This window comes from Synechococcus sp. R55.8 (assembly GCF_047461895.1).
In the GTDB taxonomy this organism is placed as follows: domain Bacteria; phylum Cyanobacteriota; class Cyanobacteriia; order Thermostichales; family Thermostichaceae; genus Thermostichus.
In genome coordinates this window covers 1-2543 of sequence record NZ_JANSIB010000038.1, presented here as the reverse complement: position 1 = coordinate 2543, position 2543 = coordinate 1, and the positions used below count along the sequence as shown (strand labels likewise).

2 protein-coding genes and 1 pseudogene are annotated in these 2543 nt (G+C 60.2%); 1 reads left to right on the top strand and 2 read right to left on the bottom strand.

The features are described from left to right. A pseudogene (locus NW829_RS05540) lies at positions 1–678 on the top strand (bifunctional 3,4-dihydroxy-2-butanone-4-phosphate synthase/GTP cyclohydrolase II); the annotation flags it as partial. On the opposite strand, the gene NW829_RS05535 reads toward NW829_RS05540, so the two are convergent. Then, positions 675–1157 carry a hypothetical protein gene (locus NW829_RS05535; RefSeq protein ID WP_414413580.1) on the bottom strand — a complete coding sequence of 161 codons (483 nt, stop codon included), beginning with the start codon at positions 1155–1157 and terminating at the stop codon, positions 675–677. The pseudogene NW829_RS05540 and the gene NW829_RS05535 overlap by 4 nt on opposite strands. Before the next feature lie 114 nt (positions 1158–1271). After that, positions 1272–2342, bottom strand: coding sequence for a GntR family transcriptional regulator (locus NW829_RS05530; protein WP_414416620.1), 1071 nt, complete (start codon positions 2340–2342; stop codon positions 1272–1274). Between the last annotated feature and the right edge of the window lie 201 nt (positions 2343–2543).

The following is a 2543-nucleotide window of genomic DNA, read 5'->3' as shown; positions in this document are numbered from 1 at the left end:
GGCTCCATGGCCCGCCTGCCCCAGTTGATCGAATATGCCCGTCAGCACGATTTGAAGATCATCACCATCGCCCACCTCATCGAGTACCGCTTGCGCACCGAACAACTGGTTCACCGAGAGGCTGCCGCCACCCTGCCAACGGAGTTTGGCCAGTTTCGGGTTTACGGCTACCGCGATAGCCTCAACCAAGTCGAGCACCTGGCCTTGGTGAAAGGGGATCCGACCCAATTTGCCGCTGAGCCCGTCCTGGTGCGCGTCCATGTGGAGTGTCCCCTAGGGGATGCGCTGGGATCCCTGCGCTGCGATTGTCGCCGCCAATTGACAGCGGCCCTGAAGATGATCGACCACCAAGGCAAGGGGGTGCTGGTGTACCTGCGCCGGCAAGAGCAGGAGCTGAGTCTCATCGAGCAAATCAAGTCCTACGCCCGGCAAGATCTGGGACTTTCTGAAACCGCGCCACCGGTGGCGATGGACTTGCGCGATTACGGCATCGGCGCCCAGATCCTACGGGATGTAGGGGTGCGCAAAATGCGCCTGATCAGCAACACCTCTCGCCACATCAGCGGCTTGAAAGGATTTGGCCTGGAAGTGGCCGAGCGCGTGCCCCTGCTGGTGGAAGAGCCGGATCTCAATTTGCATGTGGAGCCGTCCTGTTCCCTGAAACCGATTCCGGCCTAGGCCTGTAGAGCGTTGTAGGGCCGAGGGCTATGGTGGAACAAAGACTGGGGTGCAGCCGGCTCGCCATCCACCACATAAGCCTTGGATCCCCAGCCCCAGAAAGACCAGAAAGGACGTTCGGGCCCCGATGGAGCCGTCATTGCTATGCGACGCTTCCGCGCTGGTGACAGGGGTGCGGAGCACTGGCGCGCCGGCGAGACGGAGTCCCTGGCTGTGGGGCTCAAGAGTTGCTTTGGCAAGACGGGAATGTCGGATCCCACCTGTGACCACACCTCATAGCTCCGAGGGCGCACCACCACCAGGCTGATCAGGGATCCGTGATCCATGTCGTAGCGGCAACTGGCGATGGCCTCTTGCAGCTGAGAAAAGCCCCGGTTGAAGACGTAAAAATGGTCTTGGAAGCGGATGGCCTCCCAGAAACCTTCCCGTGTAACCGCCACATAGTCGTGATTGGCGGAGGCGTAGTCGAGGATCACCATACGTGTAAAGACTGATCAGCGATGAATCAAAGTGAGTAAGCTTTTACCGTATTTCCACTTAAACACGATATCGGGCAGCCTGTCATCCGCAAAATGGCTCACCTGCAACAAGGCTTAATGGGTTTCTTTGCCTTGCAAACTGCTACTGCTTGCGTCCCCATCTCCTCCGGCTCCAGGGATCCCACCCAGTTCCCGTCGCAGCTCGGCCATGGCTGCTTCTCCGATGTGGGGGGTGGCGCAGACTAGGTTGGGTGTGCGGATTAGATCGGCTCGGGCTTGGCGCACCAAGACCCGCAGGGTGGGGTAGCTGGCCTCATCGCAAATCAGCGTATGGGCGCGGCGGATTAGGGATCCCACCCGTTCCGTATCCGAGATCACTGCCGTCAGCACCAGCAGGTCTCCTCGCAGACTGTGGACGATCACCTCGGCAACCTCCAGCAGGGCAGTGCTGATGCTCACCAGCCCCAGACAGGCGTAGGAAGGCAATTGGCGGATCAGGGCAATTTCGCGGGCGTAGTCGGACACCTCCACTGTCAGAACACGGGCCCCCCGGGGTTGGGCAATGGCCTCGACGGCGCTGAGAAAATAGTGCAGCGTCACCACAGTGCCGGACTGGATCTGATCCAGAACGGTGGCCAGCTCCTCCAGGGGCACCAACTGGACCCGGATGCCCAAAGTCTGCTGGATTTGCTGGGCCATCAGTTGTCCTGTACCCAAATCCCGGTTGGGCACACACACCAGCACTTGGGCACTGCAGCGCAATCGCCAATCGATCTCCGCTAGCAGCAGATCCCGCACCTGCTCCAGAGAAAAGCCTTGCTGCTGAAGCTGATCGATGCCCTGACGCACCTGTTGCAGGGCCTGTTTGGATCGATCCAGATTTGGGTTGAGAAAGTGCTCCGCACCGCTGACGCGAAGGGGGGAGGCGGTGACCGCATGCCGGGCAGTGCCGCTCACGTAGATGCCGGAGGCGGCCCGAGTTTCCACCAGGCCCATGGCCTCCAATTGGCGGTAAACCTTGTGGATGGTGTTGCGATGCAGGCCCGTTTGCATGGCCAATTGACGGGTGCTGGGCAGGCGGCAGCCGGGAGGAAATTGCCCGCAGGCGATGGCAAAGCAGAGCAAATTAAAGAGCTGCACGGAGCCAGGGATCCCGCTCCCCGGCTGGATGGAAATACGCATCATGGCCCGTTTTTCTCCCTTTGACAACGCCGTTGCGAGCCCGTTTCTGGGCTACGTAAGAATCCCTCGACTTCAGCTAGAAATCGCAGGAGCCCCGCACTGTACCCGTAGGGTCAGTGCCGGGAGGAATGCGAGGTTACAATAGAACTATGACCCAAGTCCTGACCGTCTCCTGCAAGCTCAAGGTGTCCCAGTCGCAAGCCG